Below are 15,785 nucleotides of genomic sequence, written 5' to 3'. Positions count from 1 at the left end.
GCGAGATCGCCGAGACCGGGGATACGCCGCGAAACCGGGGACTTGCCACTGGGTTTCGCGAAGGATCCCATGTTTCGGCGATCGTCTGACGGGACGATCGGCCCGGGCGGACGCGGATCGCCCGGCCGGGCGGACCGGGCCGGGCGGACTGGGCGGGCGGACTGGGCGGGTGGGTCAGGCGACCGGGGAGGCCCAGGCGAGGGGGAGCAGGATGTCGCGGCTGAGCGGCGCGAGTCGCACATGCCCGGCGTCGCCCGGCGTGATCCAGCGCAGCTCGGCGATCTCGGCGGCGGCCCGGACCTGGGCGGGATCCAGCGTGAGGGCGAACGCGTCGGCCACGACGTCGTGGCCGGGCTCGTTGGCCGCGGCGGCGGTGAAGGTTCCGAGCGCGCGCAGGGCCGCGGCATCCGTCGTCACGCCCAGTTCTTCCTCGAGCTCGCGCACGAGCGCGGCGGCAGCCGACTCGCCGGGCTCGGGCTTGCCGCCCGGCTGCATGAACGAGGCGGTGCCGCGCTTGCGCACCACCAGGGCCCGGCCCGCGGCATCCATCACAACGGCGGCACTGACGCGGATCGTCGCAGTCACGGGGCGAACACCTTTCCGGGGTTCAGAATCCCGTGCGGGTCGAAGACGGCCTTGATCTGCCGCTGCAGGTCCCACTGATCGTGCCCGAGCTCGTCGGCCAGCCAGCGTCGCTTGAGCACGCCGATGCCGTGCTCGCCGGTGAGCGTGCCGCCCAGCCGCAGCGCGGCGCGGAAGAGGTCGTCGGCAGCATCCCAGATCGGCGCCGGCACCTCGGGGCCGTCGAAGATGAAGTTCGGGTGCAGATTGCCGTCGCCGGCATGTGCGACCGTGGGGATCGTGACGCCGTGCTCGCGCTCCACCCGCGCGATCTCGTCGAACATCTCGGCCAGGCGGGTGCGCGGCACCGACACGTCTTCGATCAGGGTGGTTCCGAGCGACTCCATCGCCGGGTGCATCGCCCGGCGCAGCGCGAGCAGCCGCTCGCCCTCGTGCGGGTCGCCGGAGACCTCGACGGCACCGCCGGCGGTCCGCAGCACCTCCGCGATCGCGTCAGCCTCGGCGGCGGATGTCGCCCCGTCGGTCTGGATCGTCAGCAGCGCGTCGTCCGTGCCCGGGTCGAGTCCGAGCAGCCGGCGTGCGGCGGCCAGGCACGTGGCATCCATCAGCTCCATGATCGAGGGCTGCAGGCCGGCCGCGGTCACTGCGGAGGATGCCGCGGCCGCCGCGCGCACATCCGGGAACGTGGCCGCGATCGTGTGCACGGTGCCGGGTACGAGCCGGCGCAGCTTCAGCGTCGCACCGACGACGACGCCGAGCACGCCCTCGGAGCCGATGAACAGCGACGTGAGGTCGAGGCCGGTCACGCCCTTCACGCTGCGGTGACCGAGGTGCAGCATCCGTCCGTCGGCCAGCACTACGTCCAGGGCGAGGACGGCGTCGCGCACGACGCCGTATTTCGCGCACAGCAGGCCGCCGGCGCCGGTGGCGATGTTGCCGCCCACGGTCGAGATCGACCGGCTGGCCGGATCCGGCGCCCACCACACCCCCTGCGCGGCGAGGGCGTCGTTGAGATCGGCGTTGAGGATGCCCGGCTCGACGACGGCGAGCAGGTCGTCGGGGCGCACCTCCAGGATGCGGTCCATGCCGCGCAGCGACAGCGAGATCTCGCCCGCGCCGGTGTTGGCGCCGCCGGCCAGGCCGGTGCCGGCGCCGCGGGGGACCACCGGGGTGCCGGTGGCCGAGGCGATCCGCATCGTCTGCTGCACATCCTCGACGGATGCCGCGTGCACGACCGCCAGCGGAGTGCCGTCCGCCGCATGGCCCGACTTGTCCGCACGGACGGCGGAGCGGCCGGCCTCGGTGACGTCGACGCGATCGCCCAGGACCGCGCGCAGCCGGTCGACGACCTCGGAGCTCGCGCGATCCGGGCTCATGCGAACCGGCGACGGCCGGCGACCACGCCCGTGGTGACGGCGACGACGGCGAACACGAGGCCGACCCAGGCCTGGCCCATGCTCCACCAGGCGATGGTCGCGCCGGCGTAGACGAGCAGCTCGATCACCGCGCGCACGAACGGGTGCACGCGCAGCACCGCCCGGGGCGAGACGAAGAACGCCCAGAGCAGGATCGCGACGATCGGCAGGCCCAGCCCCATCGCGATGTTCCATGGGAACGGCCAGCCGGCGAAACCCCAGAAGGCCAGGGTGAAGAACGCGAACAGCTCGCACACGAAGGCCAGGACATCCACCGCCGACAGCGGGGCGCGGGTCCCGGGGGCCGGCTCGGCGTGGTCGGGGGAGGACATGTCTTCAGTCTACGCGGGGCTCTGAGGGCGGATGCCGCGGGGCGGCGGCTGTCGTCGGAGCGGGTCAGCCGGCCGTGACGTCGGCGGGGCCGGTGCCAGTGGGAGCGGTGCCGGTGGGTGCGGCGCCGGTGGGGGCGGTGCCGGCGTCGGGGACAGTGCTGGTGTCCGGGGCGGCGTCCCATTCGGCGCCGAGGTCGAGTGGAAGCGGCTCGCCGGTCTCGTCGCCGGCGGCGTAGCGCAGCGTCAGCGTGACGCCGGCGAACGGCGCGGAGGTGTCGAAGCTCGTCTCGGAGGTCACAGTGATGGTCCCGGATCCGCCGACGAGGACGACATCCTTCGTAACCCCGTTGTCGAGCGTCGCACGCACGGTGGACCCGGTCACGCCGGTCAGCGGGACGATCAGCGTGTACAGGCGCGGGGTCGACTGGACGTCGCTGCTGCGCGTGATCTGCCCGACCACGGGGACGCCATCCGGGAGGCCAGGGGTGGGAGTGGGCGTCGGAGTCGGGGTCGGAGTCGGAGTCGGGGTCGGGGTCGGTGTCGGCGTGGGGGTGGGTGTCGGAGTCGGGGTGGGGGTGGGTGTCGGCGTGGGGCGCGGTGTCGGCGTGGGGCTCGCGGTGGACGACGAATCCGTCGCGGCCGGGGAGGGTTCGCGCGGTGCGGGCGGAGCGATCGGCTGGTCAGCGGGCGCCGGCGCGGATGCCGGAGGGCGGACCTGCTCCGTCCCGCTGACCGGCGCACTCTCGGTCGATGCGGGCACGCGAGTCGCGGCATCCGGCGTCTCGGCGGCGGTGTCGGATGCCGCGGCCGGATCGATCGCCTCTGCTGCAGCCGGCTGCTCCCCGGGCTGCGGGAAGAGCACGCGCGGCACGAGGATCGCGCCCACGGCGACGGCCGCAGCCACCAGGACGCCGGCGGCGGCCAGTCCCGCGATCGCTCCCGCGCCGATACCGGCAGCGCCCGACGTCGCGCCGGAGCCCGATACCGCGCCACCGCCTGCCCCGGACCCGGCGGTGCTGGACCCGGCTCCGGACCCGGCTCCGGACCCGGCGGCTCCGCCGGCGATCACGGCACCCTTGACGACGGCCGACGGCATCGCGGCGACGGCGGCCACCGGCGAGCCCAGCTGCAGCCAGGCCGCGTAGCCGGTGGCTCCGGCGCCCAGTGTCAACGGCAGCAGCACGAGGGCGAGCCGGTGCGAGACCTCCTTCGCCTCGGCGGCCACGATCGCGCACCGCGCGCAGTCGTGCAGGTGCGCGTCGACCTTGCCGCGATCGCGGGTGCCGAGCGTCCCGCGGGCGTACGCGCCGAGGCGGGCGATCGTCCACTGGCAGTCCGAGCCCTCCGCCGCCGACCGCAGGTGCGCCTGCACCCACGCCTCGCGCAGCCCGCCGCGGGCGCGGACGGCCAGCTGGGCGACGGCGTTGGCCTTCATCCCGAGCAGCGGCGCGATCTCGGCCGGCTTCATCTGCTCGATCTCGGCGTACCAGAGCACTTCCTGCCACCGAGTCGGCAGGCTGCGGAACGCCTGATGGGTGAGCCCGCGATCGAGGGCATCGTTCGCGGCCTCGTCGCCGGTCGCCGGATCGGCGAACTCGTCCAGTTCGTCGAACGGGGTCTCGTGCCGGGCGCGGCCCCAGCCGGCGGCGGTGTTGCGGATGCTGGCGAACAGGTAGGCGCGGAATGAGCCGGTGGGCCCGCCGCCGCGCTGGACGGTGCGGAAGATCCGGGTGAACGCCTCCTGGACGAGGTCTTCCGGATCCAGCGACGAGGTCACCGAGCGGGCGACCGCCAGGCCGGACACATGGTGTCGGCGCCACAGTTCGGCGAAGGCGTCGCCGTCGCCGAGGCGGGACAGCTCGACCAGGTCGGCATCCGCCGTCTCCGGCAGGGCGCGTGCGGCGTCCGCGGCGCGTCGACCTCTCATCGTCCCCCCAGAAAGACGGAGCATGCTGCACCGGCTCGGGCGGTCGGCGCGTCTCCCATTCTGTTGGGGGCGCCCCTCGCGCGCCATCCGGGGGAGGGCTTTTTCACGCTTTACCAGAGGTTTCGGAGGTTCGTCGAGATTTCTCCGGGAGTCGCGTCATGAATCCGGCATCCGTCCGTCTCATGAAGTGACGGCTTGTTCTCCACCGGGGGGCGGAGGACGAGCGGGGCTGCTCCTCGAAGGCAGCCGACGAGGGGTGATGGCGCCGGGGGCGGCGCTTTCACCCCTCGGCCTGTGTCCGGCTGGGGAACGGAGCCAGGTGCCGGGCGCCTCGGTGCCCGGCAGGGTCGGGGTCCGCGCGCCCCTGGGGGCGGGAGCGCGGGCCCCGCCCACCCCCTCCACACCTTCGTCGAAATCGTACGATCTGGCCGAGTGCACATCAATTTCGGCCCAGGATGATGTTCAGTCGGCCAGATCGTACGATCCCGAGGCGCGTCACCGCCGGGCCCGTCACGCCCAGGGCCGCTCCACCAGCCGGGGCGCGCGTCGCCCGGGCCCCGCCCGCCCGGCCCGCGTCAGGCCCGCCCGGCCCGCGTCAGGCCCGCCCGGGCCCCGCGTCAGGCCCGCCCGGGCCGCGTCAGACCGGCCGGCCGTCCACCCACACGCGCCGCACGCCCAGGCCGTCGTCGAGCAGCACCGCGTCGGCGGCCGATTCCGGCCGCAGCGACCCGAACCGGTCCGACACGCCGATCGCGCGGGCCGGCACGATCGTGGCCGCGGCCACGGCGTCGGGCAGCGGCATCCCGCACTCCTGCACCATGAGCCGGACCGCGGCATCCTGCGTGAGCGTGGACCCGGCGATCGCGCCGTCGCCGGCCAGCCGGGCCCGCCCGCCGACGACCGAGACGGTCAGCCCGCCGAGCGTGTAGTGCCCGTCGGCGGCGCCGGCCGCCGCCATCGCGTCGGTGATCAGGGCCACGCGCCCCGGCGCGCGCGCGGTCAGCAGGCGGATCACGTCCGGGTGCACGTGCGTCCCGTCGGCGATCACCTCCAGCGTCACCCGCTCGTCGTTCAGCGCGGCCACCACGGGTCCGGGGGCGCGGTGATGGATGCCGCGCATGGTGTTGAACGCGTGCGTGAGGATCGTCGCCCCGGCGTCGAACGCGGCCGCCGCGGTCGTCTCGTCGGCGTCCGTGTGCCCGATCGCGACCGCCACCCCCGCCGCCCGCAGGCGCCCGATGGCGGCCATGCCACCGGCCAGCTCCGGTGCCAGCGTGAGCTGCCGGATCGTGCCGACGCCCGCATCCAGCAGACGGTCGAGGGATGCCGCATCCGGCGCCTGCAGCAGCGACGGGGTGTGCGCGCCCTTGTGCCCGACATCCAGGAACGGACCCTCCAGGTGTGAGCCGAGGATCGTCGAGTCCTCGGCCGCCAATCGGGCCACCATGGCCGCCCGCTCGGCCATCGCCTCGATCGACGCGGTCACCAGCGAGATGACCGCACGGGTCGTGCCGTGCGCACGGTGCACGGCACGCGCGGTCGCGATCGCGGCCGGTCCGTCGTCGAACGCCGCCCCGCCGCCGCCGTGCCCATGGATGTCGACGAAGCCCGGGGTCAGCCATCCGCCGCCCGCGTCGTCGGCCTCGTGCGGCGCGAGGTCGCGCCAGCCGTCGCCGGTGCCGCATCCGGCAACCCGTCCGTCGCGGATCGCGACCCACGCGTCGTCCGTGATCTGCCCCTCGTCGATCAGACGAGCGGAGTGGATGACGCGGTCCACGCTCACCGGGACGCCGACCACTCGATCTCGGGCGAGGCGAAGAACCCGATCCCCGCAGCCGTCCACAGCGGCCCCAGCATCCCCACCCGCTCCCGGAAGGACGCCCATGCGCGCTCCGGGGCAGCGGCCGGCGACCACGCGATCTCGGCGGCCGCCGCGATGCGCGGGAACGCCTGGGCGTCGAGGTGGGCGGCGGTGCGGAGCGTCTCGGTCCACAGCGGTGCCTCGACCCCGAGGATGTCGCTGTCTGCCAGCCCCGCGATCACCGCGGTCGGCTCCCAGTCGTATGCCCGCCGCACGCTGGTCGGGCCGTTCGCCCAGGTCAGGCCGAGCGGGCTGTCGGCGTCGTACTTCATGTCCAGGTAGACCGCGTCGGCGGGGGAGAGGATCACCCGTCCGCCACCGGCGGGGAACGCGCGCGCCTTGTCGTCCATGCCGTCGGTGGGGGAGACGTATCCCCAGTACTGGCCGATCGTGCCGGGGGCCAGTCCCGCCGCTGCGCCCGCCTCGTGCCAGGCGATCGGGGTCTTGCCGAGGTCGGCGGCGATCGCCGTGACCCGCCGCATGTATTCGGCGAAGTCCGCGTCGCTGGTGCCGAGGGCCTCGTCTCCGCCCACGTGCAGGTACGGCCCCGGGGTCATCGCCGCCAGGTCGCGGCAGACGTCCGCGAGCAGCGCATACGTCTGCTCGGAGCGGGTCTTCAGCGACGAGAATCCGACGGCGAAGCCGGTGTAGGGCTCTCCCTGGATGGGGATGCCGCCCCCGAACGCGTCCACCACCTCGGTGACCTGGTCGGTGATCACGACCGGCTCCATCAGCTCGGGGTGGGCCAGGCCGATGGCATGTGTGTGGCTCGGGCCGTCGATCTCGGGCACGACGACCATGTGGCGCGCGGCCGCATGCGCGACGATCCGGGCATAGTCCTCGGTCGTGTAGAAGCCGCCGGGGTCGCCGCTCGCCGCCGAGCCGGACGCGCGCTCGGTCAGCTCCGGCCGGGACGGCACCTGGATCCGCCAGCCCTGGTCGTCGGTGAGGTGCAGGTGCAGCGCGTTGAACTTCAGGGCGGCGGCGCGGTCGATGTAGCCGCACACCACCTCGACGGGGAAGAAATGACGGGCCACGTCCAGCATCACGCCGCGGTACGCGTACCGGGGCGCATCCTCGATCCGGGTGGCCGGGATCGTGACGGACGTGCCGGTGGATGCTGCGGTAAATGCCTGCGCGAATGCTGCGGCGGATGTCGCGGTGGATGCCGTGGGAGACGTCGCCGTGGATGCCTGCGCGGATGTCGCGGCGGACGTCGCGAGCAGCTGGACCAGCGTCTGCACGCCGTAGAACAGCCCGGCCTCATCGCCGCCCGTGATGCGCACGCCGTCGGCGTCGACGATGAGGGTGTATGTCTCGGGCGCTCCCTGGGCGAGCTGCGCCAGGACGATGTCACCGCGGCGGGTGTCGCGGTCCGCGACGATCTCGAGCGTGCGGCCGACATGTGGTGCGAGCGCCGAGGCCGCGAGCTCGGCCGTCCCGCGAGTGGCGGGCACCGCCACCAGGCGAGTGGCGTCGGTCAGGACGAACGGGTCGGCCGCGGCATCCGTCGTCTGCGCGGCCGGAATCGGCACCAGGGCTGTCATGCGCACCAGGGCAGTCATGTAAGGAACACTAACAAATGCCGATTGCGCCGACAAGGCACGCGTGCCGACCGCGACATCCGTTATGCTCGGGATGTCGCAACTGGCGTTGAGGTGGGCAACCACCGGGGAGCGACCGACCGGCATTCGACCGCACGCCTGGGCCGATGTGGAACTCAATTCCGTGCTGTTCCGGTGACTGCCGAGTCGAGGAGACTGCTATGACCGATCGCTATTTCAACGCCCCGCTCGCCGAGGTCGACCCCGAAATCGCCGAAGTGCTGGACCGCGAGCTCGACCGCCAGCGCTCGTACCTCGAGATGATCGCATCCGAGAACTTCGTGCCCGTCTCGGTGCTGCAGTCGCAGGGCTCGGTGCTGACCAACAAGTACGCCGAGGGATACCCCGGGCGGCGCTACTATGGCGGCTGCGAAGTGGTGGACGTCGCCGAGGAGCTGGCGATCCAGCGCGCCAAGGACCTGTTCGGCGCGGCCTACGCGAACGTCCAGCCGCACTCGGGCGCGACCGCCAACGCCGCCGTGCTGCATGCCATCGCCCGCCCCGGCGACACCCTGCTCGGCCTGTCGCTGGACCAGGGCGGCCACCTCACGCACGGCATGAAGATCAACTTCTCCGGCCGGCTCTACGACATCGTCGCCTATGGGGTGGACCCCGAGACCTCGCTCATCGACATGGATGAGGTGCGGCGTCTGGCCATCGAGCACAAGCCGAAGGTGATCATCGCGGGCTGGTCGGCCTACCCGCGGCAGCTGGACTTCGCCGCGTTCCGGGCGATCGCCGACGAGGTCGGGGCGATCCTGTGGGTCGACATGGCGCACTTCGCCGGTCTGGTCGCCGCCGGCCTGCACCCCTCGCCCGTCCCGCACGCGCACGTGGTCTCGTCCACCGTGCACAAGACGATCGGCGGCCCCCGATCGGGGTTCATCCTGACCAACGACGCCGCCCTGGCGAAGAAGATCGACACGGCCGTGTTCCCCGGCCAGCAGGGCGGCCCGCTCATGCACGTGATCGCCGCGAAGGCCACGGCCTTCAAGCTCGCGGCGAGTCCCGAGTTCGCCGAGCGCCAGCAGCGCGTGCTGTCGGGCGCGCGGATCATCGCCGACCGACTGTCGCAGCCGGATGTCGCGGCCGCCGGGATCGCCGTGCGATCGGGCGGGACCGACGTGCACCTGGTGCTCGTCGACCTGCGCGAGGCGCAGATCGACGGCAAGCAGGCCGAGGACCTGCTGCACGACATCCACATCACGGTGAACCGCAACGCGGTCCCGAACGACCCGCGCCCGCCGATGGTGACATCGGGTCTGCGCATCGGCACACCGGCGCTGGCCACCCGCGGGTTCGGCGACGTCGAGTTCACTGAGGTCGCCGACGTGATCGCCCAGGCGCTGCTGCCGAATCCCGACGTCGCCGCGCTGCGCGGCCGCGTCGCGGCGCTGGCCGCGGCGTTCCCGCTGTATCCCGACCTGCAGCAGTAGGCCGGGCCTGGCGTCCACAGCATCCGCCCCGTAATATCACTATCAACATAGGTATCCGCCTGGCCCTTGCGGCCGCGGTGACACCCGGGACTGACGGCGAGAAACGACACTCCGGCTGAGAAACGGCGCATTGCAGCGTTTCTGAACCGAGCCGGCGTTTCTCACCGGGACCACACGAGATCGACGAGGAGAAGATCGATGACAGCGCAGAAGCTGGACGGCAAGGCCGCAGCGGCGGAGATCAAGGCGGAGCTGACCGAGCGCGTCGCCGCGCTCAAGGCCCGCGGCATCACCCCCGGGATCGCGACGGTGCTGGTCGGGGCCGACCCGGGCTCGCAGCTGTACGTGGGGATGAAGCACCGGCAGTCCGAGGCGATCGGGATGAACTCCATCCAGGTCGAGCTGCCCGCCGATGCCACCCAGACCGACGTCGAGGCCGAGATCGACCGGCTCAACGCCGACCCCGCCTGCCACGGCTACATCGTGCAGCTGCCGCTGCCGGGGCACCTGGACACGGACGCGATCCTGGAGCGGATCGATCCGGCGAAGGATGCCGATGGCCTGCATCCGACGAACCTCGGTCGGCTGGTGCTCAATGTGAACGGCCCGATCTCCACGCCCCTGCCGTGCACGCCGCGCGGCGTGATCGAGCTGCTGCTGCGCAATGACTACGACCTGAAGGGCAAGCACGTGGTCGTCGTCGGCCGCGGCGTGACGATCGGCCGGTCGATCGGGCTGCTGCTGACGCGCCGTGAGATCAACGCGACGGTGACGCTGACCCACACCGGCACGGTCGACCTGCCGTCGTACCTGCGTCAGGCGGATGTGATCGTGGCCGCCGCCGGGGTCAAGCACATCGTGCGGGCCGAGGATGTCAAGCCCGGCGCCGCGGTGCTCGACGTCGGCGTCACCCGCGAGACCGACCCGGACACCGGCAAGTCGACCGTGTTCGGCGACGTCGACCCGGCCGTGGCCGAGGTGGCCGGCTTCCTCTCGCCGAACCCCGGCGGGGTCGGGCCGATGACCGTCGCGCTGCTGATGACCAACGTGGTCGAGGCGGCCGAGCGGTCCGCCTGAGACTTCTCCGCTGCCCGGCCGCGCCCGCCGTTCGGATCGCAGGAAGATCTGGCACAGACCCGGCGACACGCCGTGCGACGTGCCCGGGACTGCGAGGCCTTCCTGCGATCTGAACGGCCGTCAGCCGTCCGGATCACGGACCTGGCTGGCCAACCGGCCTGCGACGCGATCGGCGCCTACCCTTCGGTCGTCCTCGTTCCCGGCCTCGGCTGCGTCACGCTGGCCGTGACACCGGCGGGCAGTGAGCCGTATGAAGTGGCCGTCCCGATCGGGGCTGACTGTCCCTGATCGCCGGGGAGAATACGGCGCCGGACAGTGCCGCGACCCGCCTCCCGGGACGACGACGCGTCACTCGCCGCCGGCGGCGAGGGCCGCGGACAGCGCGGCGCGGGCCCCGGCGGTCGGAGCCACGGTGACCAGGCCCCGGTACAGCGAGACCAGCGTCGCCCGGTCGAGCACACCCGTGCGGGCGCGGTCGCAGTGCACCGACTGGATGGCCGCCTCGAGCTGGAACCGTCCGAGCGGCCGACTCAGCGCGGCGGCCCGCCGCAGGAGCGCTTCGCCCTCCGAGATCAGCTCCGGCGACCACAGCGTCGTGTCCTGCTCGTCCAACGGCGGCCAGGGGTCGCCGACCCGCGCGGGCGCCCGCGACTGGGCGAGGGTCAGCAATGCGGCGAGCCCCCAGGCCTCGGCATCCGTGTCCAGCAGCGTCGCGGTCAGCACCGCGAGCCAGCGCGCCTCGTCGGCGATGGACTCACGGATCCGCTCGCCCTGATCGAGCCAGTCGATGGCATACGCTCCGTAGATCGCCTCGAGCACGGCGTCGGTGCGGGCGGGCATATCGGTGCGGCTGGGCACGGAGAACGGGATGCCGCTGTCCCGGATCTTGCGTTTGGCCCGCACCAGGCGCTGGGACATGGTCGCGGGCTCCACGCCGAACGCACCGGCGACCTGCGCGGCGTCGAATCCCAGCACCACCTGCAGCATCAGCGGGGTGCGGATGTCGGGGGCGATGGCCGGATGCGCGCAGGCGAACAGCAGCTCCAGCCGCCGGTCCGGGATGGCCTCGGTGCGCTCGACCATGCCCGCCACGTCGGTCCCGTCCCGCAGGACCGACGCGACGGCGTCGTCCAGTGGGATGCTGGTGCGATGTGCGGCGGACCCGAGCGCATCGCGGCTTCGGTTGCGGGCCACGGAGAGCAGCCATCCTTCCGGATTGTCCGGCACGCCGGTGGCGGGCCATGTGCGCAGCGCCCGCTCGAAGGCGTCGGCGAGACTGTCCTCGGCGAGCGCCAGATCTCTTGTGCCGGCGGCCAGCAGCGCGACGAGTCGGCCGTACGAGGCGCGGGCGGTGCGCTCGGCGACCGCCCGCGCCTCGGCGGCCCGGTTCACTGCACGGGTGTCGTGCCCGACCATGCGCCGTCCACGAAGCGGGTCGCGGTGGGACGGATCTCCACCGCGCCCCACGGTGCCGCCGGTGCCTTTCCGGCCCAGTCGATCGCGGCGTCGAGGTCATCGACCTCGATCACGAACGTGCCGCCGAGCTGCTCCTTGGTGTCGGCGAACGGCCCGTCCTGGACGAGGAGCTCGCCGTCGCGCCGCCGCACCGTCGTGGTCATCGACGAGGGATGCAGCACCTCGGCGCTGCGCAGCACACCGGCCGCGTCCAGCGCTTCGGCGTAGGCGGCGAAGGCCCGCATGCCGTCGGCGAGCGCCTCGGCGCCCAGCTCGGCGGCGGTCATCTCGGGGTACTGCAGGAGAAGGGTGTAACGCATGATCCGTCCTTCCTCAGGGGTGTTGACGTGATGATGACGAACGAGCACGCCCCAGATCGACAGCACGCCGCCGATCGACACCTGGTCATCGACACCTGGTCATCGACACCGCGCCGGCGGATCAGTCCTTGCCGAGATCGTCGAGCATCCTGCGCTGCTCCGGGGTCAGGCCGTCGCCGGGACCGCCGGCCAGTTCATCCCGTCCGAGCTGCTCGGCCTCCGACGGCGTCGACCCCGCCGCATCCGCGCCGGCCGAGCGCCCGCCACCGGCCTTGTCATAGAGAGCGGATGCCTGGGCCTCGACCTTGTCGTCGATCAGGTCGTAGATCCACCAGCCGATCAGCAGGATGATCGGCGGCAGCACGTACCCCCACACCCATCCGCTGATCTGGACGCCGGACAGCAGTACCGTCGCGATCCAGACCAGGAACGCGACCGCCACCGCCAGCAGGCCCTGCACCAGCTTCTCGCCGAGCTTCGTGCGCTCTGCGGCCGACCGCGCCGCCATCGAGCGGAACCACTTCGTGACGAGGGGCTTGACCCAGATCACCAGCGCCGTCATCACGATGCCGGCCCACAACGCCGCCCATCCGACGTGCGCGGGCGTCAGCCAGCCGATGACCAGCAGCACGACGATGTTGAACACCAGCAGCGAGCAGAACCGCACGACCCACTTCTTCATGGATTCAGGATGCCACGACCGGCCGCCTCGGGTCAGTACGAGGCGCGCTCGGCGCGGTCGGCGGCCGGAAGGAACCGGGCCGCCAGCGCCTCGGAGGCGCGGGCGAGCATCGCCACGTCGGCGCCGACGGCGACGAAGTCGGCGCCCCGGTCGATGTAGGCCTGCGCGGCGGCCGGGTCGAACGCGTTCACGCCGACCTTCTTGCCCGCGGCCCGCACCGCCGCGAACGTGCGGTGCACGGCATCCACCACCTCCGGGTGCGTCTGCTGCCCGAGCCGGCCGAGCGAGGCGGCCAGATCCGACGGACCCACGAAGACCTGGTCGACGCCGTCGACCGCCGCGATCTCGGCCGCGGCATCCACCCCCGCGCCGTTCTCGATCTGCACCGTCAGCGACACGTGCCTCGCACCATCGCCGAGGTAGCCGTCGACCCGGTTCCACCGGGCCGATCGGGCCAGCGCCGAGCCGACCCCGCGCACGCCCGCGGGCGGATAGCGGGTGGCCGCGACCGCGGCGCGGGCCTCGTCGGCCGATGCGACCATCGGCACGATGATGTTCTGGGCGCCGAGGTCGAGCACCTGCTTGATCGCGACCGTGTCGTTGGCGGGCACGCGCACCAGCGGCGCGATCGGATACGCCGCCACCACCTGCAGCTGCACCAGCACCGACTGAAGCGAGTTGGGCCCGTGCTCCATGTCGATCAGCAGCCAGTCCAGGCCCGAGCCGGCATCCACCTCGGCCAGCACCGGGCTGCCCGTGCAGGCCCACATGCCGATGAGGGGGCGGGATGCCGCGGCCAGCCGGTCGCGGAAGGTCGAGGTCAGGCGAAGCGACATGTGATGGTTCCCATCGGTCCGTAGTCGCACAGCACGCTGTCGCCGCGATGCACCCACATCGGCCGGGTGAACGACCCCGCCAGGATGATCTCGCCGGCCTCCAGCCGTGCGCCGTGCTGGTGGAACTTGTTGGCGAGCCACGCCACGCCGGTGGCCGGGTGGTTCAGGACGCCGGCGGCCACGCCGGTCTCTTCGATCGTCTCGTTGCGATACAGCATCGCGGCCACCCAGCGCAGGTCGATCTGGTCGGGGCGCATCGGGATGCCGCCGAGCACCATCCCGCCGTAGGCGGCGTTGTCGCTGATCGTGTCGACGATCGTGCGCCCCTCCAGCTCGATGTGCGAGTTGAGCACCTCCAGCGCCGGGGTCACGTACTCGGTGGCCCGCAGCACGTCGAACAGCGAGCAGTCCGGCCCCTCCAGCGGGCGGCTCAGCACGAATGCCAGCTCGACCTCGATCCGCACGTTCGAGAAGTCGTCGAACGGGATGACCGCGCCGTTCTGCCACACCGTGTCGTCGAACATCACGCCGTAGTCCGGCTCGGTGATCCCGGTGGCCGCCTGCATCGCCTTGGAGGTGAGGCCGATCTTCCGCCCCACCAGGCGCCGACCTGCCGCCAGGTTCTTGTCGCGCCACACGCCCTGGATCGCGTACGAGTCCTCGATCGTGGCGTCCGGATACCGTGCGGTGATCCGGGGGATGACGGTCTTGGCACGGTCGGCCTCGGCCAGCTCGTCGGCGATCTGCGCGATGGTGTCGGGGTCCAGCATCCTGTTCTCCTTCTTCGGCTGTTCGAGGTTACCGGCCCTTCGTCTCGCTTCGCTCGCTCAGGGACCTGTAGAGCGCGCGTCCGCTCGCTCAGGGACCTGTAAAGCGCGCGTCCGCTCGCTCAGGGACCTGGGGAAGCGAGTCCGCTCGCTCAGGGACCTGGGGAAGCGAGTTCGCTCGCTCAGGGACCGGTGTTCGCGCAGGTCCCTGAGCGAGGAGCGCAGCGACGAGACGAAGGGCCGGTGACGACCTACAGCTGGTGGCCGAGCTTGTACTCGCCCTGCTTCCACTCCGGCATCTCGCCCTCGTCCGCGGAGCGCGTGTACGAGAAGCCGTCGGCGCCGATGGTCGCCTCCAGCTCGGTCGCCTCGGTGCGCGCCACCACCGGCTGCGGGGTGCCGTCCAGATCCAGGACGAGCGAGGCATCCGTGTACCAGGAGGGGACGACGGGGTTGCCCCACCAGTCGCGGCGCTGGTTGTCGTGCACGTCCCAGGTGACCACCGGGTTGTCGGGGTCGCCGGTGTAGTAGTCCTGGGTGTAGATCTCCACCCGGTGCCCGTCCGGGTCGCGCAGGTACAGGTAGAACGCGTTCGAGACGCCGTGGCGGCCGGGGCCGCGCTCGATGCAGTCCGACTGCCGCAGCGCGCCGAGCTTGTCGCAGATCGCGAGGATGTTGTGCTTCTCGTGCGTCGAGAACGCGATGTGGTGCATGCGCGGCCCGTCGCCGCCGGTCATCGCGGTGTCGTGCACGGTGGGCTTGCGCCGCATCCACGCGGCGTAGACGGTGCCCTGCTCGTCCTGGATGTCCTCGGTCACGCGGAACCCGAGGTCCTGCATGTACCGCGTCGCGCGCGGGACGTCGGGGGTGACCTGGTTGAAGTGGTCCAGCCGCACCAGCGACCCCGGGGTGTACAGGTCGTAGCGCCAGGCGAGGCGCTCCACGTGCTCCACGTCGTGGAAGAACTCGTACGGGAAGCCGAGCGGGTCGGTGACGCGCACCGAGTCGCCGATGCCCTTGACATACCCCTCGGCGCGGCGCTCGACGCGGCATCCGAGCTCGGTGAAGAAGGCCACGGCGCGGTCGAGGTCTTCGGCGGCGCGCACCCGGTAGCTGAAGGCGGCGACCGCGGCCACCGGCCCCTGGCGCAGCACCAGGTTGTGGTGGATGAACTCCTCGAGCGAGCGCAGGTAGACGGTGGTCTCGTCCTCTTCGGTCACGGTCAGCCCCAGCACGTCGACGTAGAAGTCGCGTGAGCGCTTCAGATCGGTGACCACGAGCTCCATGTACGCGCAGCGCAGGATGTCGGGGGCCGGTGCGGTCGGGGTCGGCACCGGGTTGGCGGTCACGATCGGCGCCTCCTGGGATACGTAGAAGCCCGAGGAGGTCATCGTCATGTCTTTGCGGTCGGTCATGTCAGCGTCCTTGCGTGTGATCTCAGGTCCCTGAGCGAGGAGCGAGGAGCGAAGCGATGAGACGAAGGGCCCGGGC

Annotated in this window: 14 protein-coding genes and 1 riboswitch; of the genes, 2 read left to right on the top strand and 12 right to left on the bottom strand. The window is 72.1% G+C overall.

Features of this window, described 5'->3' with window-relative positions; translation table 11 throughout:
- Nucleotides 1-174 precede the first annotated feature (174 nt).
- The 6 genes from AC0L6F_RS05900 to AC0L6F_RS05875 all read right to left on the bottom strand — a co-directional run bounded on the left by AC0L6F_RS05900 (nt 175) and on the right by AC0L6F_RS05875 (nt 7,682).
- Complete coding sequence (locus tag AC0L6F_RS05900) at nt 175-585, bottom strand: NUDIX hydrolase (RefSeq protein WP_473539529.1); 411 nt, start codon at nt 583-585, stop codon at nt 175-177.
- Nucleotides 582-1,958 carry an FAD-binding oxidoreductase gene (locus AC0L6F_RS05895; RefSeq protein ID WP_473539528.1) on the bottom strand — a complete coding sequence of 459 codons (1,377 nt, stop codon included), beginning with the start codon at nt 1,956-1,958 and terminating at the stop codon, nt 582-584. Before AC0L6F_RS05895 ends, AC0L6F_RS05900 begins: the two co-directional genes overlap by 4 nt.
- Nucleotides 1,955-2,329: a YrdB family protein gene (locus tag AC0L6F_RS05890; RefSeq protein WP_473539527.1), complete on the bottom strand. Its 375-nt coding sequence runs from the start codon at nt 2,327-2,329 to the stop codon at nt 1,955-1,957. The genes AC0L6F_RS05895 and AC0L6F_RS05890 overlap by 4 nt, the downstream gene beginning before the upstream one ends.
- Before the next feature lie 64 nt (nt 2,330-2,393).
- A complete protein-coding gene (locus AC0L6F_RS05885) occupies nt 2,394-4,256 on the bottom strand; it encodes a sigma-70 family RNA polymerase sigma factor (protein ID WP_473539526.1) in 1,863 nt (620 codons plus the stop codon).
- Between the two features lie 637 nt (nt 4,257-4,893).
- Entirely contained in the window at nt 4,894-6,033 is a 1,140-nt protein-coding gene (nagA, locus tag AC0L6F_RS05880) for an N-acetylglucosamine-6-phosphate deacetylase (RefSeq protein WP_473539967.1), read from the bottom strand.
- 2 nt (nt 6,034-6,035) lie between these two features.
- Nucleotides 6,036-7,682, bottom strand: coding sequence for a family 20 glycosylhydrolase (locus AC0L6F_RS05875; RefSeq protein WP_473539525.1), 1,647 nt, complete (start codon nt 7,680-7,682; stop codon nt 6,036-6,038).
- Nucleotides 7,683-7,750: 68 nt separating this feature from the next.
- Nucleotides 7,751-7,833: riboswitch (ZMP/ZTP riboswitch) on the top strand.
- A 49-nt stretch (nt 7,834-7,882) separates the two neighbouring features.
- On the opposite strand from AC0L6F_RS05875, the gene glyA reads away from it, so the two are divergent.
- Both glyA and AC0L6F_RS05865 read left to right on the top strand, forming a co-directional pair.
- Nucleotides 7,883-9,157 (top strand): serine hydroxymethyltransferase, encoded by a 1,275-nt coding sequence (gene glyA / locus AC0L6F_RS05870; RefSeq protein WP_473539524.1) that lies wholly within the window; start codon nt 7,883-7,885, stop codon nt 9,155-9,157.
- A gap of 198 nt (nt 9,158-9,355) precedes the next feature.
- Entirely contained in the window at nt 9,356-10,234 is an 879-nt protein-coding gene (locus tag AC0L6F_RS05865) for a bifunctional methylenetetrahydrofolate dehydrogenase/methenyltetrahydrofolate cyclohydrolase (RefSeq protein WP_259612433.1), read from the top strand.
- Nucleotides 10,235-10,582: 348 nt separating this feature from the next.
- Here the strand turns inward: AC0L6F_RS05865 and AC0L6F_RS05860 are convergent, their stop codons facing one another.
- The 6 genes from AC0L6F_RS05860 to hpaD all read right to left on the bottom strand — a co-directional run bounded on the left by AC0L6F_RS05860 (nt 10,583) and on the right by hpaD (nt 15,709).
- Nucleotides 10,583-11,650 (bottom strand): RNA polymerase sigma factor, encoded by a 1,068-nt coding sequence (locus AC0L6F_RS05860; RefSeq protein ID WP_473539523.1) that lies wholly within the window; start codon nt 11,648-11,650, stop codon nt 10,583-10,585.
- The gene (locus AC0L6F_RS05855; RefSeq protein ID WP_274637736.1) at nt 11,623-12,009 is read right to left on the bottom strand and encodes a YciI family protein; all 387 of its coding nucleotides are present in this window, start codon (nt 12,007-12,009) and stop codon (nt 11,623-11,625) included. The genes AC0L6F_RS05860 and AC0L6F_RS05855 overlap by 28 nt, the downstream gene beginning before the upstream one ends.
- 121 nt (nt 12,010-12,130) lie before the next feature.
- Entirely contained in the window at nt 12,131-12,691 is a 561-nt protein-coding gene (locus AC0L6F_RS05850; protein WP_274637737.1) for a hypothetical protein, read from the bottom strand.
- Between the two features lie 32 nt (nt 12,692-12,723).
- Nucleotides 12,724-13,527, bottom strand: coding sequence for an HpcH/HpaI aldolase family protein (locus AC0L6F_RS05845; RefSeq protein ID WP_274637738.1), 804 nt, complete (start codon nt 13,525-13,527; stop codon nt 12,724-12,726).
- Nucleotides 13,512-14,297, bottom strand: a complete 786-nt coding sequence (gene hpaH, locus AC0L6F_RS05840; RefSeq protein ID WP_259612430.1) for a 2-oxo-hept-4-ene-1,7-dioate hydratase — start codon at nt 14,295-14,297, stop codon at nt 13,512-13,514. The genes AC0L6F_RS05845 and hpaH overlap by 16 nt, the downstream gene beginning before the upstream one ends.
- Before the next feature lie 248 nt (nt 14,298-14,545).
- Nucleotides 14,546-15,709, bottom strand: a complete 1,164-nt coding sequence (hpaD, locus tag AC0L6F_RS05835) for a 3,4-dihydroxyphenylacetate 2,3-dioxygenase (protein WP_259612429.1) — start codon at nt 15,707-15,709, stop codon at nt 14,546-14,548.
- Nucleotides 15,710-15,785 lie beyond the last annotated feature (76 nt).

Source organism: Microbacterium sp. G2-16M, from assembly GCF_055809115.1.
Note: the sequence above shows the minus strand (reverse complement) of the source record. Positions and strands in the feature narration are given on the sequence as shown.